We start from the raw sequence: 21383 nt of genomic DNA on the forward strand, positions 1-21383 counted from the left end.
AGCATCTTTAAATAATGAGGCTGCTATGCTTCCTACTCCAACACGCGACCCTGCTGCCGTCAAAGGCGTAGTGTTCGGATTAACCGCCTACATCATGTGGGGCTGTTTTCCTCTCTTTTTTGCTCTGTTTGACGGCGTACCCGCCTTTGAAATTTTGATTCACCGCATCATTTGGGCGTGCCTGTTTTTGGTCGGCCTGATTACTCTATTACGCCGCTGGCCTCCGGTTGTCACAGCGCTAGGCGAACCCAAGCGGCTTGGGCGAGTACTCGCCTGTGCGCTATTGATTGCCTTTAACTGGGGTATCTATATCTATGCGGTGGAGTCGAAGCAGGTACTGCAGGCGAGTCTGGGCTACTTCTTAACACCGTTAGTGAATATTGCTCTGGGCATGCTGGTGCTTAAGGAAGTGATGGCAAAACTACAGTTGGTAGCCTTGGGGTTGGCGAGTATTGCTATTACCACCCAGTTTGTGATGCTGGGCGAACCGCCTTGGATTAGCTTACTGCTGGCGTTAAGTTTCGGCAGTTATGGCCTATTTCGTAAGCAAGTGCCGCTGGACGGTCTATCAGGCCTATTTGTCGAAACCCTGCTGTTATTTCCCCTCGCCCTGATCGCGTTGGCCTGGCTAAGCTGGAACGGCAGCTCGCACTTTCTACAAAACTCATCATCGACCGGTTTGCTGATAGCCAGCGGTGCATTAACAGCGCTGCCCTTGATGGCGTTTGCTGGCGCCGCCCGCCGGTTGCGCTTAGCCACCCTAGGCTTTTTGATGTACATCAATCCAAGTATTCAGTTTCTGATCGCGTTGACCGTGTTCGGGGAACCATTGGGGGTTATTCAACTAGCCACCTTTATACTGATTTGGATCGGGCTAGCGCTCTACTCATGGTCGGCGTGGCAGTCGCGCCCTCGCTAAGCGGCGACTGGTTAATGCCAGCGATGTTGATGGGTTAGCGCTTAGCCATTATTTAATTACCACAGCGCAAATGAATATAAGCACTGCAATGAAATGGAATATCCCTTACTCTTTCTATTCTGCTACTTCTACGGCACCTGGAATCCATGCTAAAGCGCTATCTGCCTATACTGACGTGGCTCCCCCACTATCATAGGCGCCTGCTGGGGGCCGACCTGTTGGCGGGTTTGATCGTCACCGTGATGGTCATTCCTCAATCGCTCGCCTATGCGCTACTGGCCGGTCTCCCTGCGGTGGTCGGCCTGTATGCCAGCATCCTGCCGCAACTGGTTTACACCCTATTTGGAACTAGCAAAACCCTCGCCGTTGGACCGGTCGCGATTATCGCGTTGATGACCGGTGCCGCGCTCTCCTCCGTGGCGGCTACAGGCACGGAGACTTATTTACAGGCAGCGCTAATATTATCTCTGCTTTCCGGAGGCATGCTGGTGGTCATGGGCCTGCTGAGAATGGGCTTTTTCAGCAATTTTTTAAGCCATCCGGTTATTTCTGGCTTCTTAACGGCGTCAGGTATTTTGATCGCCGCTAGCCAATTAGGCAGTTTGCTGGGAGTCAAGAGTAGTGGCTTTACCCTGGTGGAGCGCTTAACAACCCTGGCACCCAATTTAGCCACGCTCAACTTACCTACCTTGCTGGTCGGTGGTAGCACCCTGCTATTTTTAATCGCCATGCGCCGCGGCGGCAAACCAGCGCTGCATAAATTAGGCCTGCCGCTACCCTTGGCGGATTTGATCGCCAAAGCGGGTCCCATTTTTGCAGTGGTTATCACCACCTTGGTGACTTGGCAGTGGCAGTTGGCTGAGCGCGGCGTTGATGTCGTAGGCCGCGTCCCTAGCGGGTTACCCGCGCTCAGCTTTCCGGTAGCCGACTATTCGCTCTGGAAGGCGCTATTAATTCCAGCGCTGCTGATTAGCTTAGTCGGCTTTGTGGAGTCAGTTTCCATGGGGCAAATGTTGGCCGCTAAACGCCGCCAACGTATTTCACCCAACCAAGAGCTCATCGGTCTGGGCGCGACTAATCTGGCCGCGGGATTTACCAGTGGTATGCCGGTAACCGGCGGTTTATCACGTACCGTGATTAACTACGATGCCGGAGCTCAAACGCCTGCCGCAGGTGCTTTTGCGGCGTTAGGCATTGCGCTGGTGACGATGTCGTTCACCGGTTGGCTCTACTATTTACCTATCGCGACCTTGGCAGCGACGATCACCGTATCGATTTTGACCCTGGTGGATATTGCCATGCTGCGCCAAACGTGGCGCTATTCGCGCAGCGATTTTGCCGCCATGGCGGTAACCATTCTTCTCACCCTTGGTGAAGGGGTCGAAGCGGGCATTATCAGTGGTGTCACCCTTTCGATCGCGCTATTTTTATACCGCACCAGTCGCCCGCATAGCGCGCTGGTAGGTCGGGTGCCGGACACGGAGCATTTTCGCAATAGCGAGCGCCACGAAGTCGAAACCATTAGCAATGTAGCGCTGTTACGTATCGACGAAAGCCTCTATTTTGCCAACGCGCGCTATTTGGAAGACACCGTTTATAACCTCGTAGCGAGCCATCCCGAGCTTGAGCATGTGGTATTGATCTGTTCTGCAGTCAACCTGATCGATGCCTCGGCGCTTGAAAGCCTCGATGCCATCAATGCCCGCTTAAAAGACTCCGATGTAAAACTTCACCTATCCGAAGTCAAAGGACCGGTGATGGATCGACTTAAAAACAGCGATTTTTTAGACGCTCTCACAGGCCGCGTATTTCTCAGCACCTACGCCGCGTGGCGTGAATTCTGCTAACGGATAACATGCGCTATATAACGGTTAAGCCAGGCAATTGCCTGGCTTTTTTTTGCGCTTGTCTACTACTAACTAGAGCACGCACTAATATCGTCGTTGACATTCACCCAGCGGCCTCTCTACTATTATCCGACCACTTAGCAAAATCAAGTACCGCACAGCAAAACGATATGTAGCGAAACGTAACTAAACCTACGCGCGCATTCACAACCACAATAAAGGAGCATCCCAATGCATCCATTGACTCACCGCCTACTCATCGCCGCTTTGCCTCTATCACTACTCGGCGCCGCGGTTAGCCATGCCAGTGAAGTTGAACTACCCGGCACCATGGCCTGGACAGCCTACGGCACCAACTCCAGTGGCTACGCCCAAGCCGTGGCCATCGGTAACATGCTGCAGAATAAATACGCTTCATCGGTGCGTATCTTGCCCGGTGATAATGACGTTTCACGCATGACCCCGCTCAAACAGGGCCGTGTTGATCTGTGTGCCTGTGGCATCGCCAGCTACTACGGCGCAGAAGGTGTGATGATGTTTGCCGACCGTGACTGGGGCCCTCAGCCGCTGCGTGTCATTACCACTTCCACCGCTTCTTTTGGTCTTTCCTTGGCAGTCGCGGGCGACTTAGACGTTAAAACGCCTGCTGATTTAGCAGGCAAGCGCATCGCCTATATCCGCGGCGACGATGCCCTCAATAAAGGCACCGAAGCGTATCTGGCATTTGGCGGCCTGACCTGGGACGACGTCGAGCGAGTGGATTACCCCGGCTACGGGCGCTCCTTCGACGGCATTATCGCCGGTGATGTAGACGCCTCGTTCACCACTACCGTAACCCCGCCCGCCCAGCAGCTTGCCAGCAGCCCACGCGGCATTAGCTGGCCGGTGCTAGACCCGGAAGATGAAGCCGGCTGGGAGCGCATGACCGCAGTGGCGCCCTATTTCCGTCCCCATGAAGTCACCGCAGGCGCTGGTGGTGTTAGTGCTGACAACCCGGTGCCTAGCGCCAGCTACCCGTACCCCATTGTGGTGGCCAATCAAGACCTGGATGACAGCGTCGCTTACGGCTTGATCAAAGCCATGCAGGAAAATTTTGACGACTACAAAGACAACGCTCCCGGCGCTGTTGGCTATGCCTTAGAGGAACAGGATCTTGAATGGGTGGTGCCACTTCACGATGCGGTAGTGGAGTACTACAAAGAGGTCGATGTGTGGTCCGATGAAATGCAGGCCCACCAGGATAAGCTCGTTGAACGTCAGGATGTACTGTTAAGCGCCTGGGACAGCTTTATGCAAGACGCGCCTGATGATGAAGAAGCCTTTACGGCTGCCTGGATGCAAGCTCGTGCCACCGCACTCAGTGATGCTGGCTTCGAACCGATCTTCGAGTAGTCCTCATCGGGGGCGGCACTTACTGCCCCCTGGTGATTAACGGAACTCTCCATATCATAGTCGCCATAACCATAGATACCTCGCCATGACTACAGATACCTCACCTGCTAATCCTCAGCAGGTTAAAGAAAAGATCAGCCAAATTCGTCAGCTTCCCAGCACGCTGCAATGGATTCCAGCCACTGTCACCGTTGTCTTGATGCTGATGACGCTGGATTACCTATTCAATATCGGCTGGCTTACCTTTGTTACTGGCCTGGAAACGCAGTTCTACTACGCTGTCGTTGCGCTGCTACTTCCACTGGTTTTTTTGCTCTGGCCTATGCGTAGCAGCCAGCAAGAGCAGCCTATTCCTTGGTATGACTATCTGTTCAGCGCAGCGACACTCATCGCTGGGGGCTACTTTGTTTATAATGCCGTGCCGATACTTGAGCGCGGCTGGGCGTTTGCTGCCCCGGACTTAGCGATTTATGCCAGCTACGCTTTTTGGCTACTGATTATTGAAGCATCACGCCGGGCGGGTGGTTTACCGATCGCGATTATTGCGGGTGTATTCTCGCTCTACCCGCTGGTGGCAGATATTGTCCCCGGCCCTATCCAAGCATTTCCTTCCACCCTCGAACAGACCGCCATGTACCACACCATGAGCACCGAAAGCATCATGGGTGTGCCTCTGCAGGCATTTGCAAGCCTGGTCATCGGCTTTTTGGTGTTTGGCGTGGTACTGCAAAAAAGTGGCGGCGGCAAGTTTTTCATTAATCTCGCTTTTGCTCTGCTGGGCCATGTTCGCGGCGGCCCGGCCAAAGTATCGATCTTCTCCAGCGGCCTGATGGGCTCGATGAGCGGTAGTGTTATCAGTAACGTGCTGACCACCGGCGTGTTGTCGATTCCCGCCATGCGCCGCATCGGCATGAGCCGCTCGTTTGCGGGCGGTGTAGAGGCCTGCGCCTCTACCGGCGGCGTATTGATGCCCCCGGTGATGGGTGCCACTGCCTTTGTGATGGCAATGTTTTTGGACGTTCCCTACGCCACCATTGCGCTGGCGGCAGTGATCCCTTCGATCCTCTACTTCTTGGGGCTATTTATACAGATCGACGCCTACGCGGCGCGTAACGATATTAAAGGCTTACCCGCCAATGAGCTGCCGTCACTTTGGCAAACCCTGAAAGAGGGCTGGTACTTTATTTTCGTCTTTGCGCTATTGGTGTGGATGTTGCTGGTTATGCAGCGTGAAGCCGTCGCTCCTTTTTATGCGACGGCGCTGCTACTAGTGCTCAACCAGTTCTCAAGGCACAACCGCTGGGGTTGGAAAGATGTGTCTGACACGCTCTCATCCGCCGCCAAGCTATTTGCCGAGCTGATCGCTATTTTAGCTGGCGTGGGCATGCTGGTCGGCGCACTCTCCATGACCGGGCTTTCTGGCACCATCGCTAACGACTTTATCAATATTGCCGGGGGCAGCGTGCCGCTGCTGCTGATTATGGGTGCCGTGACCAGCTTTGTGCTGGGTATTGGCATGACCGTTACCGCCGCCTATATTTTCCTTGCCGTAGCGTTGGCACCTGCGCTGATTCAAGGTGGTGGCCTTGATCCCATGGCAGTGCATATGTTCATCCTCTACTGGGGCATGCTGAGCTTTATTACCCCACCGGTCGCACTTGGTGCCTTTGCCGCCGCCACTGTCGCGGGTGCACGCCCAATGGCAACCGGTCTACAAGCAATGCGCCTGGGTAGTGTGATCTACTTTATTCCCTTCCTATTTGTGCTTAATCCGGCGCTGATTATGCAAGGTGAGCCGCTCACCATTGTGGTTGTGTTTATCCAAGCCATCATCGGCATCATTTTGTTTGCCTCAGCGATGCAGGGCTACTTAATGGGCGTTGGGCGCCTGGGCTATGGCACGCTGCAGGAAAGCATCATTCGCACCTTGGTATTGATTGCTGGCCTGCTATTAGCACTGCCCGGCGGCGGCATGGTACCGCTTAGCCAGTGGGAACTGGTCAGCCTAGCCACTGCGGCGCTGCTACCCGGGGTTGTCTTGGCTCGACTAAGCCAACGTCATCACCAGCGCTCACAAAGCGCCTCTGTTGCTTAATAGAGCACCCAAAATATTATCTTTCAATTTACGATCATGCGAAATACGAGAGCCTAATTATGTCCGTTCATTACCAGCGCCACGGCGACATAGGCGTTATTCAAATTACCAACCCGCCGGTCAATGCCTTGAGTCACGCGGTACGCAGTGGCTTAGTCGAAGCGCTTAAAGAAGGCATTGCTGACGCAGATGTTAAAGCGCTAGTCGTGCTCGCCGATGGCCGCACGTTTATTGCCGGAGCGGATATTCGTGAGTTTGGTAAGCCGCCTCAAGACCCGCTGCTGCCCGATGTAATTACCCAGCTGGAAGCCTGTCCAAAACCGCTGATTGCCGCGCTACACGGCACGGCGCTGGGTGGCGGTTTGGAAGTAGCGCTAGGTTGCCACTACCGAGTCGCGCTGGAGGGAACCCGTGTAGGGCTTCCAGAGGTAAAGCTTGGCCTATTGCCAGGTGCCGGTGGCACCCAGCGTTTGCCGCGCTTAGTAGGCGTTGAGCGCGCATTAGAGATGATTACCAGCGGGCGATTCGTGGAGGCTGAAGAAGCCTTAGAGGCAGGCATTATCGACGCTATCAGCAATGCTGAAACGCCGTTTGAAGCGGGCCTAGCGGCAGCTAAAGGGGTACTGGCAGGTAACCAAACGCCGCGCATCACTGGCCAACGACCCTCTCCGTCAGCGAATCCCCAGGCGATCGCTTCTACGCTGGCGCGTCTTAACCAAGAGTCTCCCGATCTCTTCTCGCCGTTTCGCATCGTTGAAGCTGTGGAGGCCTGCGAGACGGCTGAGACGCTTCAAGATGGCCTGCGCCGCGAGCGGGAACTGTTTTTGGCCTGCATGGACTCACCACAACGCGCCGGGCTAATTCATCTGTTTTTTGCCGCGCGCAGCCCTTACGTAGTGCCGGATATTGACAGCGCCAAGGCGTTTAATCACGTCGCCTTAATCGGCGAGCATCCGTTATTTGAACGCCTGGAAAAAGCCGCTCAGCGGGCGGGCATCACCCTCACTAGCGCACCTAACGCGGCCACCGAGCTGTGTCTACTGGCGCCGAATACACCGATGGATGCTGATGTGGGATGCCCCATCATCAAACTGGACGAGATCGGCATCAGCAGTGGGACTGAGGCAGCGTTACAGTTAGTCATCGCCGAAGGCGGCAGCATGGTAGAGCTGGTCAACTTAAGTGCAGAGCCGCTGATCCAGCAGCAGGCTGCCCTCACCTTAAAAGCGCTAAAAGTAAACGTAGTGGTCAGCCAACGACAAAGCCTGCTGAATACCATGCACGCCGAGATTGAAGAAGCATCAACCAGAAAACGTCAGACGGCTTTAGAACAGGCGAGCCTCAGTATCGCTAAATACGGCTACTGCTACCGCGAGAGCGATATTGATTTGTTAGCGGTTGAGGCACTGGGCTATCCGCGCCATCTAGGTGGGCCTCACCGTCAGGCAACCCTTAAGGAAACATATTCATGAACCTCACTTTTAGCCCCGAAGAGCAGTCGTTCCGCGCAGAGGTACGCCAGTTTCTAGCCGATGCGTTGCCCAGCGATATTAGCCAACGCGTGCGCTTAGGCCGCCACCTGCGCGCCGATGATCACCTGCGCTGGCAGAACATTCTCAGCGAACAGGGCTGGCTCGCCTCTAACTGGCCAAAAGAGCACGGCGGGCCAGGTTGGGGGCCGGTACGGCGGCATATATTTGATGAAGAGTGCGCCGCGGCCCACGCGCCGACGGTCGTGCCCTTTGGCGTCAACATGGTGGCCCCGGTCATCATGAAATTCGGCAGTATCGAACAGCAAAAGCATTACCTGCCGCGCATTTTGAGCAATCAGGATTGGTGGTGTCAGGGCTACTCTGAGCCCGGTGCAGGTTCGGATTTGGCGGGCCTGAATACCCGTGCCGTACGCGATGGCGATCACTATATCGTCAATGGCCAGAAGACCTGGACCACCTTGGGCCAGCACGCCAACATGTTGTTTTGTTTAGTGCGCACTGACCCAGAGGCTAAGAAGCAGGCGGGCATTAGCTTTCTGCTGATCGATATGCAGACCCCGGGGATTAGCGTACGACCCATTATTACCCTGGACGGTGCTCACGAGGTCAATGAAGTCTTTTTAGACAATGTGCGGGTGCCGGTTGGAAACCGTGTCGGTGAAGAGGGACAAGGCTGGACCTGCGCCAAGTTTCTACTTACCCACGAACGCACCGGGATTGCAGGGCTGGGTCATGCCAAGCAGGCATTGCGCCACTTGAAGTCTCTTGCAAGCCGGGTTGAGCATCGCGGCAAACCGCTGCTGGAGCTACCCAGTTTCCGCCAGCGGGTGGTCAAAGCCGAACTTGAACTGATGGCGCTGGAAGTTACCAACTTGCGCGTGATTGCTGCGGCCCGAGATGGCGGTGTGCCCGGCGCAGAAAGCTCGCTGCTGAAAGTGCGTGGCTCAGAGCTTCGTCAGGAGCTGAGTGAGCTTACTCGCCGTGCCCTTGGACCCGCCGCTCTGCCATTCTTCCCCGACTTCCTGCATGGCGAAAACAGCCTGGACGACGAGCGCGCCCAAAGCGCTGCCGCCAGCGCCCAGTACTTTAATCGCCGCAAACTATCGATTTATGGCGGCGCCAACGAGATACAGAAAAGTATCGTCGCTAAAACCATCTTAACTATGTGAGGTCAGCATGGACTTTGCTTTAACTGACGAGCAGCGCATGCTCGAAGAGACGCTCACTCGCCTGGTGGCCGACCAGGTTTCCCCCGAGCAGCGCCGCGCGATGCTTGTCACTGCCCCCGAAGGTGCTTCTGTACTCTGGCGCACCTTTGCTGAGCTTGGCCTACTGCATATGCCCTTTAGCGAAGACGTTGGCGGGTTGGGTGGCGACGGCACCGACCTGATGATTATCATGCAGTCGCTGGGACGTGGCCTGGTGCCAGAACATTATCTTGCGGGCCTTGTGCTACCTGGCCAATTGTTGGCGCTAGCTGGTAACAGCGAGCAGCAGGAGCAATGGCTAGCCCCGCTGATGAAAGGCGAGCACCAATTGGCGTTTGCCTGGCAGGAGGTTGGTGCCCGTTACGATTCCCTCACAGTATCCACTCAAGCTAAACAGCAAGACGGTCAGTGGCAGCTAAATGGTAGAAAAGATGTCGTTCTGAACCTTAAAGCGGCGGCGGCTACGCTGGTTACGGCACAGTTAGAGAGCGGTAAATTAGGGCTATTTATTGTGCCCGCAGGCACGCCCGGCTCATCGTCGCACCTTTACCGCACTATCGATGACCAAGCTGCCGGTGATCTCACTCTCAATAACGTCACACTGCCGTTAGCCAATTGCCTGAGCGAAGATGTCAGCGATGCGCTGGCCGAGGTTCTGGCCCTAGGCCGCGCGGCACTCTGCGCTCAAGCCATCGGCGCAATGGAAGAAGCCTGCAATCAAACCCTCGCCTACCTAAAAGAACGTAAGCAGTTTGGTCTGCCGATTTCAACTTTCCAGACGCTTCAGCACCGTATGGTGGATATGCACCTGCACCTGGAACAGTCCCGCTCCATGGCGATTTTGGCCGCCACTAGCCTAACCCTGCCTGCCAGTGAGCGGGATTATAAAATTGCTGCGGCTAAGGCGTACTGCGGTGAATCGGCGCGCTTTATTGCTGAGCAGGCGATCCAACTTCATGGCGGTATGGGCATGTCCGAAGAGTGCTATATCGCGAGCTACGCCAAGCATCTGGTGATGTTCGATCACTATCTGGGCGATAGCGACTACCATCTAGAGACAGTCAGCGATCTGTTAACTGCTGCCTGATGACATTAAAAGGAGCGACCCATGGCAGATGACGCCAGCGAGTTAGTGACGGTCAGCGCTATTGAAAACGGCATCGTCGAAGTAGCGATTGCGCGCCCAGAGGTCCGCAATGCACTAAATGAAGCCACCGCCTTGGCACTCAATGAAACGCTGGCGGCGGTAGCAATCGATGAACGGGTTCGCTGTGTCATTCTGCGCGGTGAGGGCAGCGCGTTTTGTGCAGGTGCTGATCTGGCGGAGTTTGAGAAGGCATCGTCTCAGCCCGCCAGCGAGCGACTGGAAAAGCTGTTTCTGCCCGCCCTACGCAGTTTAATGACGATGGAAAAGCCGGTGATTACTGCGGTTAGTGGTGCCGCGGCGGGCATTGGTGTTTCCTATGTGCTCGCCAGCGATATGGTGGTGATGGGCAGTTCTGCTTACCTAAAACTTGCCTTTATCAATATCGGCCTGATCCCCGACGGCGGCGCCTGCTGGCACCTGGTACGCCAACTTGGCCACGCCCAGGCGTTTGAGATGGCCGCCTTGGCGACCCCCATTTTGGCTGAGCGCTGCGTGGCGCTCGGCTTGGCTAATCGGGTCGTTGAAGATAACCAGGTGCTAGCCGAAGCGCGTTCGTTGGCCCAAGCGCTGGTGGGTCAATCGCCCCAAGCGCTAAGTGCCTCCAAGCGCGCACTGCGTGAAGCCGCACAGTGCTCGCTGAATGACACGATGACTTTAGAGGGCGAGCTACAGGATCAGTGCAAGGCCTCTGAAGATTTCCAAATGCGAGTAGCGGCGTTTCGTCAAAGCCGCCGCAAGTGATCCAGCGCCTGCTGATAATCTGCGCGTAGCGTGGCGACCTCTTCTGCCACGCTATTAAGCGTGGCAATACTACCCACGCCCTGCCCCGCGCCCCAAATATCCCGCCACGCTTTTGCTTTACTGCTACCGTCCGAGCCGTAGCGCATCGAGCTTTTATCGCTTTCAGGCAGCGCATTAGGGTCTAATCCCGCCTGTTCAATGCTTTGCCGCAAGTAGTTACCGTGCACGCCAGTAAACAGGTTGGTATAGACAATGTCTCCCGCTGCGGCGTCCAGCACCATCTGCTTGTAAGCGGCCTGAGCGTTTGCCTCTTGGGTGGCAATAAAGCGCGTGCCCATATATACCAAGTCAGCGCCTAGCGCCTGGGCGGCAACGATCTGTTCGCCTTGGGTAATCGCCCCTGCCAGCACCAGCGGCCCGTCGTAAAAGCGCCGCACCTCAGCGACAAAGGCAAAGGGGCTTAAGCGCCCAGCATGACCGCCCGCGCCGTGGCAGACCAGTATCAAGCCATCAACCCCCGCATCAATCGCTTTCTTGGCGTGCCGCAACGTGGTCACATCGTGAAACACCAGCCCGCCATAGGCGTGCACCTTTTCCACCACTTGATTAGGCGCGTGCAGACTAGTGATGACCAGCGGCACCTTGAACTCAGCGCATAATGCGACATCGTGCTCTAGGCGGTCATTTGTGGGATGCACGATTTGGTTAACCGCAAAGGGCGCTGAGGGTTGTTCGGGGTGCTGTTCGTCGTAGTCAGCCAGGGTTTGAGTGATCTGCTGTAGCCACTCACGTAATACATCAGCAGGTCGGGCGTTGAGCGCGGGAAAAGCACCCAGAATGCCCGCTTGGCACTGGGCAATCACCAGTTCTGGCCCAGAGACGATAAACATGGGTGAACCGATCACCGGCAGGGTTAATGAAGCGGTTAGGCGCGTTAGCATGGGGCAGCTCGCTGGTTGTTATTGTGAGGCAATCTGCAAAAGGCCCCAATTGGGGCCTTTTGCGAACTGGATTTAGATATTTTTACAGCTTGCTCTCAAGCTCGGGCAGGATCTCAAACAGATCCCCCACCAGGCCGTAGTCGGCGACCTGGAAGATCGGCGCTTCGTCGTCTTTGTTGATCGCAACGATGACCTTGGAGTCTTTCATGCCCGCCAGGTGCTGAATGGCACCAGAGATACCCACGGCAATGTACAAATCCGGGGCGACGATCTTACCGGTCTGACCGACCTGCATATCGTTGGGTACAAAGCCTGCATCTACCGCGGCGCGAGAAGCACCAATCGCCGCGCCCAGCTTGTCGGCAATGCCGTCGAGCAGCTTGAAGTTTTCGCCGTTGCCCATGCCGCGGCCGCCGGAGATAACCACCTTGGCGCCGCCCAGCTCGGGGCGGTCCGACTGCGCCAGCTCTTCTTTGACAAAGCTGGACTGGCTGTTGTCAACCACGACGTCGAGCGCTTCAATCGGCGCGCTATTACCGTCGCTGACGGCATCAAAACCAGTGGTGCGGATGGTAATAACTTTTAGTGCGTCGTCGCTTTTCACCGTGGCAATGGCGTTTCCGGCGTAGATCGGGCGCTGGAAGGTATCGGCGCTTTCCACTCCCAGCACATCCGACAGCTGGCTAACGTCTTTTAGCGCGGCTAGCCGCGGCAGTACGTTTTTACCGGTGGTGGAGGCGCTAGCGAGGACGTGGCTGTAGCCATCGGCCAGTTCGACCAGCAGCGCGCCCATGGGCTCGGCCAGCTGGTGGGCGTAAACGGCGTTATCGGCGACGCGCACTTTGCTGACGCCGTCGAGTTTGGCGGCGGCTTCGGCCGCGGCCTGAACGCCTTCACCGGCAACGAGAACGTCGATATCGCCACCGATGGCTTGGGCGGCCGCTACGACGTGGGCAGTGGCGCCAGCCAGTTGACCTTCGTGTAGATCCGCAAGTACCAGAATGCTCATGGCATCAACTCCTTTCAAAGCGCTTATCTCAAAGCACTTTGGCTTCGTTTTTTAGTTTGTCGATCAGCTCGTCTACCGAGGCGACTTTGACACCGCCCTTGCGCTCGGCGGGGGATTCGACCTTCAGCAGGCTGACCTTGGAGGCGACCTCGACGCCATAGTCGGCAGGGGTTTTGACATCCAGCGGCTTTTTCTTGGCTTTCATGATGTCGGGGAGCTTGGCGTAACGCGGCTCGTTGAGGCGCAGGTCGGTGGTGACAATCGCCGGCAGCGTCAGCGCGATGGTTTGCAGGCCGCCGTCGATTTCACGCGTCACGTTCACCTTGTCTCCGTCGACCGCGACTTCCGAGGCAAACGTGCCCTGCGGCAGGCCGGTGAGGGCCGCCAGCATCTGGCCGGTCTGGTTATTGTCGGTGTCGATCGCCTGTTTACCGAGAATCACCAAGCCGGGCTGCTCTTCGTCGACCACGTTGGCCAGCAGCTTGGCCACGGCTAATGATTCGGCGCGCTCGTCGGTTTCAATATGAATGGCGCGGTCGGCACCCAGCGCCAGCGCGGTACGCAGTTGCTCTTGGGCGGCTTTGGGCCCTACCGTGACAGCGACGACTTCCGTGGCGACGCCCTTCTCTTTCAGGCGTACCGCCTCTTCCACGGCAATTTCACAGAACGGGTTCATGGCCATTTTGACGTTGGTAAGATCGACGTCCGAATGATCCGCCTTAACGCGGATTTTGACGTTATAGTCGATGACGCGTTTCACCGCGACGAGTACTTTCATAAGGCATGCTCCAAATGCTTAGCTAATCAAATCAGTTAATTTCGCTTTAATTTTGCAAAGCGGAATACAGTTTCACTTTATAACAAGAACATTAAAAAAACGCCGAACAAAGGTCAAGCGCTTCTTTGTACTGGCACCGCTTAAAAAGGAGGCCAGAGAAACCAGGCTGCTAACAGTGGAATCGAGGTTACCAAAAAACGACCGTTCCAGCGGTAGCCAATTCGCGTGGCGGGTACGCCGGTAAACCGCGATAGAATCAACATTGAGGCCGTCATCGGCGACGACATTAGCGCCAGCGCCCAGCCTACCATCAGTGATGCGCCAATGAGGGGAGGCGTCAGCCCTTCAATACCCAATTGCGGTAGTAGTCCCACCAGCAGTGTCACCGTCACAATCGGATTAACACCTACCTGGGCGAGTCCCACCACCATCAGCATGGCCAGCACCGCATTAAAGGCACCCCATTGGTTTAACACCGTTAACAGCGGCGCCAACTGCTGAGTATCCACTAGTCCTACGCATAAATGCCCCAAGTAGCCCGCCGCTCCCAGTACCACAATCTCATTGGCACTGGGCGATAGCAGCCATGGCAGTTGGCGATGCACCGCCGTTATGGCCCCAGGCAGCCCGCCATAGCCGAGCCTGCGCCGCTGCCAGGCAAGCCATAGCAGTGCCCCGGTGGGCGCGCCCAACAGCGCGGCAATTGGTAGCCGTAAATCAAGCAGCCAGGCAATAGAGAACACCAGCGCGACAATACCGATAAGCAACACACTAAACTGCGCCAGCGGGCGTAACGAGGGGGAAGTTCGCTGGGCTTTAGTGGCAGGTGGATGCGGACCGGTTACGTAATCTACCGCCCAACCGGCTAGAAAAATCAGCGCTGCGGCACCCAAAATATACGGTGCCAGCTCAAGCCAGGTGACCTGGGGCAGGCTCGATAGCACCACTGCAACACCAATCCCCATGGGCGAAATCAGCGGTGCCAGGGAAAAACCCCGCAGCAGCGCCAGCATCATGCGCCTCTGGCGAGCCTGGCGCACCCAGACACGCCCTTGCGCGGCACCTAGCGTATTGCTCTTTTCGATCATAGCGGCGAACAGATTAAGCACGCCGATATTAAGAATGATGCCAAACAGCGCCGAGCCTGATGACAATACCGGGTAACGGCGGCTAGGCGGTTGAAGCAGCATGCTCTGCCCGCAGCGGCGCACCAAACGGGAACGATAGGCAGGTAAGCGCAGCATGCTCAGCGCCACCACAAAGGTGGCAAAAAAAGCAAAACGCCCGCTGGCCTCAAATAGCAATGAGCCAGGATTCGGCGAACGCCATAGCGCAAGTAAGGACAGTGCCCCTGCGACAAGCAATAATCCTTTGGCCATTCGGGTTAACTGGTCGCCAAGTGTTGCTAGATAAAATAGCAGCGCAGCAACACCAGCGGCCTGCGCAAACAGGCTACCGATCACCAAATGAAATAGCGTTGCCAGGGTAACCAGCAGTAACAGCGAGACCCGCAGGCGGGCTAGGCTCACTCAGAAGAATCCTCGGGAAACCCTTCAGGCGATTCGCTGCCACTGCGGCGACGAAACGATCCCTCGCCCATGGCCACCAGATTGCCCTTTTCGTCGGTGATCTCACCGCTGGTCATATAGGTTTTCTGCCCTCCACCGCGCAGAATTCCCGTGGCCCGCAGAACGCCTTGCCGAGCTGGCCCCACAAAGGTGGTGGTCAGAGACAGCGTCATCCCCCGGCGAATGCTACCCGGCACATTACAGTGCAGTCCTGCCAAGCTTAGGGCGCTATCCAACATTGAAGCCAATACGCCGCCGTGAACATTACCACTGCGGTTCAGGTGCTTGGGCTCGATGGTGAGTTCAACCACGGCGCGGTCTGGTTGCCACTCAACCACCTGCATGCCCAACAGTTCGTGATAGCCCATGAGCGCTTGTTGAGACGTATCTGGCGTATGTATTTGCGAAGGGCTCATGACCCACTCTCCTGCTGTGCTAAATCCCGCAACCGCCCTTTAAGTATTTTGCCGCTGGCGGTGGACGGTAGCGTATCCATTAACACAATTTGAGTGGGCCGTTTGTAGGGCGCCAGCCGCTCGGCGATAAACGCCTTGAGCTCAGCCAGATCTACCTCAATGCCCGGCTCGCACTGCACAAAGGCCACGACCTCTTCGTTTCCAGCGATTTGCCGCCCTACCACGGCAGTCAGTGTTACTGCCGGGTGCTCGTTGATCACCGCTTCCACATCAGGCGGATAGATATTGAAGCCCGAGCGGATAATCAGCTCTTTGCTACGCCCAACAATATACAGTTGGTCATCGTGATCGAGTTTGGCAATGTCGCCGGTATTAAGCCAACCCTCTTCGGTCAGGGTGATACGGGTGGCTTCCGGTTGGCGAAAGTAGCCTTTCATTATATTCGGGCCACGGACCCACAGTTCACCCACTTCATCGCCAGGCTGATTGGAAGTGCCGCTATCGCTCAGTGGCTCCAGACGGTACTCCAGCAGAGGCAACACGCGGCCAACGGTGCTGCTGGCATGGCGATCATCAATGCGGGTTTGGCTGATAGTGGGACTCGCCTCGGTCAATCCATAGCCGTTGTGTAGCGTTAAGCCAAAGGCTGACTCTACTCGTACTTTAGTGTCGCTGTCTAACGGCGACCCACCCGCAGAGATATAGATGAGCTCGGGCGCTTCTAGGGGGCGCTGCTCACGTTTCAAGAACTCTAACGCCCGGGCATACATGGCGGGCACGCCCTGAAGCACGGTAATACGCGCCTGCTTTAGCGTTTCCAGCATATGCGCCGCATCAAACCGCGGCACGGTATACAGACAGGCGCCGTTATATAGCGACCCCATGCACACAGAAGACAGGCCAAACACATGAGACATGGGCAGTACGCCATATACCCGCTGGCCTTCACTTAAATGGCGCATGCCGCCTGAGATCGAGGCAATATACAGAATGCCGCGATGGGTTAGCATGACGCCTTTAGGCGTGCCGGTGGTGCCCGAGGTATAAATCATCGCTGCCACCTGCTCGGCACCGCTGACGCAGACCGGCTCGGGTTCACTTTCGTACAGCGGTGAAATCGCTAGCCCACCCAACTGGGGGTGCTGATAGCGGTCGGCGGCATGGCGCTCGGCGTGCTGGCACGCCTCCGGTGACGCATCGCAGGTATAGAACACCCGCCGGGGCAGACAGTTACCCTGAATCAGATCAACTTCCTGAGCCGAAAGACGTGAATTCACAATCGCTACCCACATATCCATCTCGCTGGCGGCGAGTAGCAGCACGACCAGGGCGCGGCAGTTTTCGCTTACCGTCATAATCCGGTCGCCTGGGCGAATACCCAGCGCACTTAACCAGTCGCAGGCGGCGTGTATTTCTTCACCCAGCTCGGCATAGCTCCAGCGTATGTTGCCATCCACAATAGCGGGTTGTTCGCCAAGGCGTTGAGCGTTTTCAAGCACGCGGGTACTGAGCCGCTCAGGAAGCTCAGCCACCAGCTCGCTGGCGAGGCGGCCAAAAATATTCTCGTCCGGCGCTTGATAAGGTACCGACAAAGCCATTAGGACGCCTCCCGTACCATATTCCGGGCAATCACGATCTGCTGAATTTGGGTCGTGCCTTCGTAAATGCGAAATAACCGCACATCACGGTAGAAGCGCTCAACGGCGTACTCAGACATATAGCCCGCGCCGCCGTGAACCTGCACCGCGCGATCGGCCACCCGGCCAACCATTTCTGCGCAGAATAGTTTGCAGCAGGAGGCCAGCGTCGAAACGCTTTCGCCGTCGTCTTTGCGCCTTGCAGCATCCATCACCATGGTTTTGCCGGCATAGGCTTCGGTTTTGCTATCCGCCAGCATCGCTTGAATCAACTGATGCTCAGCGAGGGCAGCGCCAAACTGCTTGCGCTCCATGGTGTAGCGCAGTGACTCTTCGACTAAGCGCTCAGCCACGCCGACGCAGACCGCTGAGATGTGCAGCCGCCCGCGGTCCAGCACTTTCATAGCGGTCTTAAACCCTTGACCCTCTTTTCCGCCAATAATGTTTTCGGCAGGTACCCGGCAATTGTCAAAAATAATATCGCAGGTGTGGGCGCCCTTCTGGCCCATCTTGTTGTCCGCAGGACCACGTACTAAACCCGGAGTATCGCCTTCAACAATAAACGCGGAGATACCGCCCGCGCCTTTATTATTGGGGTCAGTACGCGCCATCACGGTAAACAGGTCAGCTTCGGGGCCGTTGGTGATATAGCGCTTGGTGCCATTCAAAATATAGTGATCACCGTCGCGAACCGCAGTCGTCCGCAGACTGGCCGCATCGGAGCCTGAATCCGGCTCGGTCAAACAGAACGAGCTGAGAATCTCGCCCGTTGCCAAACGCGGCACATATTTGGCTTTCTGCTCATCGGTGCCATCAATCAAGATGCCCTGGGCACCGATACCGTTGTTAGTGCCGAATACCGAGCGAAAGGCGGGCGACGTTTTGCCAATCTCCAGCGCCACCAACGCCTCCTCTTCCATGGTCAACCCCAGGCCGCCGTACTCTTCAGGAATCGATAGCCCAAACAGCCCCATCTCTTTCATTTCCGCAAGGATTTCCGGGGGCACCGCGTCCTCTTCCGCCAGGCGTGCTTCATTAGGTATTAGGCGCTCACGGACAAAGCGGGCAATCGTATCGACAAGCTGATTAATCAATTCGGGATCACGAATCATGACGGCTCCTGGCGGTAAAGAATGGCTTTTTATCGTTAGAAATAACGCTGAGAACTAGGCTTGGAATAGACGCACAACCGCTTAATTCCACCTGGCGAAATTTACGTCCACATTGCTTGTCAGGCACTTTTGCATAGACTAGGATGGCAGTCAATAATTGAAACTCTATTTTGCAATGCAAAACCATAATTCATAAAAGAACCCATTTGCAGAGAGGATTTAGCCTATGACTAATGAATCAACACTACCGCCTTTTAAAACGCTGGGTATCGTCGGCACTGGCGCCATGGGGCGCGGCATCGCGCAGCTAGCTGCCCAGGCAGGCTTAGACGTCATGCTGTTTGATGTTAAACAGGGCGCCGTACAAGAAGCCCAAAGCTTTATTAACGGCCTATGGCAGAGAAGCGCAGAAAAGCAGCGCATTACTGTGGAGCAGGCGCAGCAATACAGTGAACGGTTGATAGAGGCAAGCGAGCTCACCGCCCTCGCCCCTTGCGACATAATTGTTGAAGCAATTGTTGAAAAGTTAGCAGCCAAGCAGGGATTGTTTAGCGACTTAGAAGCGATCGTCAGCCAGCAAGCAGTGTTAGCGACCAATACCTCTTCGCTCTCCGTTACGGCCATTGCCGCCGCCTGCCAGCACCCGGAGCGGGTCATCGGCTTTCACTTCTTTAACCCCGTGCCGCTGATGAAAATTGCCGAGGTCATCCCTGGCCTACGCACCGCCGATGAGGTGACCCAGCGGGTGAATGCCCTGGGTGACGCCATGGGCCACTTTACCGCTCAGGCGACCGATACACCGGGGTTCCTGGTTAACCATGCTGGGCGCGCCTTCGGCACCGAAGCGCTACGTATTATAGGCGAAAGCGTCACCGACCCAGCCACCATTGATCGCATTATGGTTGATCAAGGTGGATTCAGGATGGGCCCTTTTACTCTGCTTGATCTGACCGGTCTGGATGTTTCCCACGCGGTGATGGAGTCGGTTTACCAGCAATTTTATGAAGAGCCACGCTTTCGCCCTTCACCGTTAACTCGCCAGCGTTTGGCCGCAGGCTTGCTGGGGCGCAAAACCGGCGAAGGGTTCTACCGCTATGTGGAAGGCAATCAACAAATGGCGGATGAGCCAGCCATCGCTGCGGTGTCTCCTTGCCCGGTGTGGATCAGTCAAGACGACCCCGAATCCGCCGCAGCTCTCGCTGAATTGGTCAACACATCGGGTTGGCCATTAGAGACCGGCACACAGCCCACTGAGCAAGCGCTGTGCCTGCTGACGCCTTTTGGTGAAGACGCGACTAGCTGCGCGCTGCGCCAAGGGCTAGCCGCTAAACAATGTGTGGCTGTGGATATGCTCGCGGGGCTTAATAAACGCCGCAGTCTAATGACAACTCCGCTTACCCAAGACACGTTTCTTCAAGCAGCGCAAAGCCTACTCAATCACGACGGCACGCTGGTCAGTACCCTTCAGGACAGTAATGGCTTTGTTCTTCAGCGCATTACGGCCTGCATCGTTAATGTCGGTGCCGATATTGCCCAACAAGGGGTCGCGGAACCCGCTACCATCGACCGCGCGGTTGAACTTGGCCTGGGCTACCCGTTTGGCCCTTTGCGCATGGGCGACCACTACGGTGCTGCACGCATTATGACGATACTGACAAACCTGCTTGAGGCCACCGGCGACCCTCGCTATCGCCCCAGCCCCTGGCTGCGCCGCCGCGCCGCACTGCAAATGTCGCTAACGACTGGTTAAGTAACAACAGGAAAACAATCATGCAAGACGCCTATATTTACGACGGTTTACGCACTCCCTTTGGTCGCCACGGCGGCAGCTTGGCGGCTATTCGGCCTGATGAATTGCTGGGCCTGACCCTCAAAGCGTTGGTAGCCCGCAACCCTTTCGCGCCAGAAAGCTATGAAGAGGTGCTGGCAGGCTGCACCAACCAGGCAGGTGAAGACTCCCGTAACGTGGCCCGCCACGGGGCGCTGCTCGCTGGCCTACCCATTGAAGTAGCCGGGCAAACCGTCAACCGTCTTTGCGGCAGCGGCTTAGCGGCGATGATGGATGCCGCCCGTGCAGCACGGCTGGGTGAAGGCGAACTGTTTTTAGCCGGTGGCGTAGAGTCAATGTCCCGCGCACCCTACGTGCTTGGCAAGGCGGATTCCTCTTACGCTCGCAACCAGCCAATGTACGATACGGTAATCGGCTCGCGCTTTCCCAACCCCAGGATTGGTAAGGAGTACGGCAGCCACAGCATGCCGGAGACTGCAGACAACATTGCCCACGATCTCAACATTGGTCGTGATGCCAGCGATGCGTTTGCTGCTCGCTCCCAGGCGCGCTATGCGAAATCGCTTGCCGCCGGTTTCTACGACGGCGAGACGTTTGGCGTTGAGGTGCCCCAAGGACGCAAACAACCACCCCTGCTGGTGGATCAAGACGAGCATCCACGCCCACAAAGCACTGAAGACAAGCTGGCCAAGCTAGGCACGCTGTTTGAGGGCGGCGTGGTGACCGCAGGCAACGCCTCAGGCCTTAACGACGGCGCCGCTGCCTTGATTGTGGGTACTAAGGCCGCCGGCGAACGTGTCGGCTTAACGCCGCGTGCGCGCATTGTCGCCAGTGCTGTTGCCGGTGTGGCACCTCGCGTGATGGGCTTGGGTCCGGTTCCCGCTTCGCAAAAGGCACTTGCGCGTGCTGGCCTCACGCTTGAACAAATGGACGTGATCGAAATTAACGAGGCGTTTGCCGTGCAGGTGCTGGGCTGCGTGCAGCAGTTGCGACTTTCCTCTGACGACCCGCGTTTAAACGCTAATGGCGGCGCGATTGCCATCGGCCACCCCCTTGGTGCCTCCGGCGCACGCTTGGCGCTGACAGCGCTACGCCAGCTTGAGGCCACTGGCGGCCGCTATGCGTTAGTCACCATGTGCATTGGTGTCGGTCAGGGTATCGCCACGATTATTGAGCGTTTGGACGGCTGAGTTCGTTTTACAATCGACGCCAATTCGTTGATGGGCATGAAAGCTGCGTCTAAGTAGATATGTGATACTGGGCGCCATAAGCCACCTATTGTTGGGATACT

At 56.5% G+C, this 21383-nt stretch carries 17 protein-coding genes; 10 read left to right on the forward strand and 7 right to left on the reverse strand.

All coding sequences use genetic code 11. The features are described 5' to 3' along the window. Positions 1–25: 25 nt before the first annotated feature. From rarD to ACQE2I_RS09480, 8 genes are all read left to right on the forward strand, one after another. The gene (gene rarD, locus ACQE2I_RS09445; protein WP_427027845.1) at positions 26–919 is read left to right on the forward strand and encodes an EamA family transporter RarD; all 894 of its coding nucleotides are present in this window, start codon (positions 26–28) and stop codon (positions 917–919) included. A 146-nt stretch (positions 920–1065) separates the two neighbouring features. Next, a complete protein-coding gene (locus ACQE2I_RS09450) occupies positions 1066–2766 on the forward strand; it encodes a SulP family inorganic anion transporter (RefSeq protein WP_427027847.1) in 1701 nt (566 codons plus the stop codon). Positions 2767–2997: 231 nt separating this feature from the next. Then, complete coding sequence (locus tag ACQE2I_RS09455) at positions 2998–4158, forward strand: TAXI family TRAP transporter solute-binding subunit (RefSeq protein ID WP_427027849.1); 1161 nt, start codon at positions 2998–3000, stop codon at positions 4156–4158. Positions 4159–4243: 85 nt separating this feature from the next. Continuing rightward, a complete protein-coding gene (locus tag ACQE2I_RS09460) occupies positions 4244–6253 on the forward strand; it encodes a TRAP transporter permease (protein ID WP_427027851.1) in 2010 nt (669 codons plus the stop codon). Between the two features lie 59 nt (positions 6254–6312). Further along, positions 6313–7725, forward strand: coding sequence for an enoyl-CoA hydratase/isomerase family protein (locus ACQE2I_RS09465; RefSeq protein WP_427027853.1), 1413 nt, complete (start codon positions 6313–6315; stop codon positions 7723–7725). Then, on the forward strand, positions 7722–8915 hold the full coding sequence (locus ACQE2I_RS09470) for an acyl-CoA dehydrogenase family protein (RefSeq protein ID WP_427027855.1): 1194 nt from the start codon (positions 7722–7724) through the stop codon (positions 8913–8915). The genes ACQE2I_RS09465 and ACQE2I_RS09470 overlap by 4 nt, the downstream gene beginning before the upstream one ends. Positions 8916–8922: 7 nt before the next feature. Then, the gene (locus ACQE2I_RS09475) at positions 8923–10041 is read left to right on the forward strand and encodes an acyl-CoA dehydrogenase family protein (protein ID WP_427027856.1); all 1119 of its coding nucleotides are present in this window, start codon (positions 8923–8925) and stop codon (positions 10039–10041) included. A gap of 21 nt (positions 10042–10062) precedes the next feature. After that, on the forward strand, positions 10063–10842 hold the full coding sequence (locus ACQE2I_RS09480; protein ID WP_427027858.1) for an enoyl-CoA hydratase/isomerase family protein: 780 nt from the start codon (positions 10063–10065) through the stop codon (positions 10840–10842). Here the strand turns inward: ACQE2I_RS09480 and ACQE2I_RS09485 are convergent. The 7 genes from ACQE2I_RS09485 to ACQE2I_RS09515 all read right to left on the reverse strand — a co-directional run bounded on the left by ACQE2I_RS09485 (position 10824) and on the right by ACQE2I_RS09515 (position 18303). Then, positions 10824–11783 carry an NAD(P)H-dependent flavin oxidoreductase gene (locus tag ACQE2I_RS09485; protein WP_427027860.1) on the reverse strand — a complete coding sequence of 320 codons (960 nt, stop codon included), beginning with the start codon at positions 11781–11783 and terminating at the stop codon, positions 10824–10826. The genes ACQE2I_RS09480 and ACQE2I_RS09485 overlap by 19 nt on opposite strands. 82 nt (positions 11784–11865) lie before the next feature. After that, a complete protein-coding gene (locus ACQE2I_RS09490; protein ID WP_427027862.1) occupies positions 11866–12792 on the reverse strand; it encodes an electron transfer flavoprotein subunit alpha/FixB family protein in 927 nt (308 codons plus the stop codon). Positions 12793–12820: 28 nt separating this feature from the next. Beyond that, the gene (locus ACQE2I_RS09495; RefSeq protein ID WP_427027863.1) at positions 12821–13570 is read right to left on the reverse strand and encodes an electron transfer flavoprotein subunit beta/FixA family protein; all 750 of its coding nucleotides are present in this window, start codon (positions 13568–13570) and stop codon (positions 12821–12823) included. Positions 13571–13710: 140 nt separating this feature from the next. Further along, complete coding sequence (locus tag ACQE2I_RS09500) at positions 13711–15099, reverse strand: hypothetical protein (protein WP_427027864.1); 1389 nt, start codon at positions 15097–15099, stop codon at positions 13711–13713. After that, entirely contained in the window at positions 15096–15554 is a 459-nt protein-coding gene (locus tag ACQE2I_RS09505; RefSeq protein ID WP_427027865.1) for a PaaI family thioesterase, read from the reverse strand. The genes ACQE2I_RS09500 and ACQE2I_RS09505 overlap by 4 nt, the downstream gene beginning before the upstream one ends. Next, positions 15551–17152, reverse strand: a complete 1602-nt coding sequence (locus tag ACQE2I_RS09510) for a class I adenylate-forming enzyme family protein (RefSeq protein WP_427027866.1) — start codon at positions 17150–17152, stop codon at positions 15551–15553. The genes ACQE2I_RS09505 and ACQE2I_RS09510 overlap by 4 nt, the downstream gene beginning before the upstream one ends. Then, a complete protein-coding gene (locus ACQE2I_RS09515) occupies positions 17152–18303 on the reverse strand; it encodes an acyl-CoA dehydrogenase family protein (protein ID WP_427027867.1) in 1152 nt (383 codons plus the stop codon). The genes ACQE2I_RS09510 and ACQE2I_RS09515 overlap by 1 nt, the downstream gene beginning before the upstream one ends. 226 nt (positions 18304–18529) lie before the next feature. On the opposite strand from ACQE2I_RS09515, the gene ACQE2I_RS09520 reads away from it, so the two are divergent. Continuing rightward, positions 18530–20053, forward strand: coding sequence for a 3-hydroxyacyl-CoA dehydrogenase (locus tag ACQE2I_RS09520; protein WP_427027868.1), 1524 nt, complete (start codon positions 18530–18532; stop codon positions 20051–20053). A gap of 20 nt (positions 20054–20073) precedes the next feature. After that, positions 20074–21282 carry a 3-oxoadipyl-CoA thiolase gene (locus ACQE2I_RS09525; protein ID WP_427027869.1) on the forward strand — a complete coding sequence of 403 codons (1209 nt, stop codon included), beginning with the start codon at positions 20074–20076 and terminating at the stop codon, positions 21280–21282. The last annotated feature ends 101 nt before the right edge of the window (positions 21283–21383 follow it).

This window comes from Halomonas sp. H2 (genome assembly GCF_050215315.1).
Taxonomy (GTDB): Bacteria; Pseudomonadota; Gammaproteobacteria; order Pseudomonadales; family Halomonadaceae; genus Vreelandella.

Excerpts from the sequence above, each read along its gene's own strand:
- ACQE2I_RS09490 (WP_427027862.1), bottom strand. The coding sequence starts at position 12,792 with ATGAGCATTCTGGTACTTGCGGATCTACACGAAGGTCAACTGGCTGGC.
- ACQE2I_RS09450 (WP_427027847.1), top strand. The coding sequence starts at position 1,066 with ATGCTAAAGCGCTATCTGCCTATACTGACGTGGCTCCCCCACTATCAT.
- ACQE2I_RS09475 (WP_427027856.1), top strand. The coding sequence starts at position 8,923 with ATGGACTTTGCTTTAACTGACGAGCAGCGCATGCTCGAAGAGACGCTC.
- ACQE2I_RS09455 (WP_427027849.1), top strand. The coding sequence starts at position 2,998 with ATGCATCCATTGACTCACCGCCTACTCATCGCCGCTTTGCCTCTATCA.
- ACQE2I_RS09525 (WP_427027869.1), top strand. The coding sequence starts at position 20,074 with ATGCAAGACGCCTATATTTACGACGGTTTACGCACTCCCTTTGGTCGC.
- ACQE2I_RS09515 (WP_427027867.1), bottom strand. The coding sequence starts at position 18,303 with ATGATTCGTGATCCCGAATTGATTAATCAGCTTGTCGATACGATTGCC.
- rarD (WP_427027845.1), top strand. The coding sequence starts at position 26 with ATGCTTCCTACTCCAACACGCGACCCTGCTGCCGTCAAAGGCGTAGTG.
- ACQE2I_RS09520 (WP_427027868.1), top strand. The coding sequence starts at position 18,530 with ATGACTAATGAATCAACACTACCGCCTTTTAAAACGCTGGGTATCGTC.
- ACQE2I_RS09480 (WP_427027858.1), top strand. The coding sequence starts at position 10,063 with ATGGCAGATGACGCCAGCGAGTTAGTGACGGTCAGCGCTATTGAAAAC.
- ACQE2I_RS09510 (WP_427027866.1), bottom strand. The coding sequence starts at position 17,152 with ATGGCTTTGTCGGTACCTTATCAAGCGCCGGACGAGAATATTTTTGGC.
- ACQE2I_RS09485 (WP_427027860.1), bottom strand. The coding sequence starts at position 11,783 with ATGCTAACGCGCCTAACCGCTTCATTAACCCTGCCGGTGATCGGTTCA.
- ACQE2I_RS09465 (WP_427027853.1), top strand. The coding sequence starts at position 6,313 with ATGTCCGTTCATTACCAGCGCCACGGCGACATAGGCGTTATTCAAATT.
- ACQE2I_RS09470 (WP_427027855.1), top strand. The coding sequence starts at position 7,722 with ATGAACCTCACTTTTAGCCCCGAAGAGCAGTCGTTCCGCGCAGAGGTA.
- ACQE2I_RS09460 (WP_427027851.1), top strand. The coding sequence starts at position 4,244 with ATGACTACAGATACCTCACCTGCTAATCCTCAGCAGGTTAAAGAAAAG.
- ACQE2I_RS09495 (WP_427027863.1), bottom strand. The coding sequence starts at position 13,570 with ATGAAAGTACTCGTCGCGGTGAAACGCGTCATCGACTATAACGTCAAA.
- ACQE2I_RS09505 (WP_427027865.1), bottom strand. The coding sequence starts at position 15,554 with ATGAGCCCTTCGCAAATACATACGCCAGATACGTCTCAACAAGCGCTC.